Source organism: Flavihumibacter cheonanensis (assembly GCF_022352215.1).
In the GTDB taxonomy this organism is placed as follows: Bacteria; Bacteroidota; Bacteroidia; order Chitinophagales; family Chitinophagaceae; genus Flavihumibacter; species Flavihumibacter cheonanensis.
Genome location: NZ_JAKRWF010000094.1, coordinates 1 through 288, shown reverse-complemented (window position 1 = coordinate 288; position 288 = coordinate 1). Strand labels below are relative to the sequence as shown.

Below are 288 nucleotides of genomic sequence, written 5' to 3'. Positions count from 1 at the left end.
GGTGCGGGCCACGAAATAGTGCTGAAAGTCAGTATCGTGGAACAGGACGACGCCGGGGTGGTCGCGCATGACGTCGTGCATGTAGCCGTGAAAGTCATTGTTGTTGCCCATGACATAGACGGGCAAGTCGTACTCGCGCGCCCGGCGGCCGAACGCCCGGTAGTCATAGATCTGGAACTGCTGGACGATTTCGGGCGACGAGGGTTTGTAGCCCTCGTCGATGAACAGATCGACGTCCGCGTCCCGGGCCAGGTGGGGCAGCAGGCCCTCGCTATGATCGGCCAGGGC

General features: G+C 62.2%; 1 protein-coding gene. It reads right to left on the bottom strand.

Annotated features, from left to right (window positions below):
• The coding region (locus MD536_RS21250) for a hypothetical protein (protein ID WP_239603797.1) at positions 1-288 on the bottom strand (288 nt) is incomplete at both ends.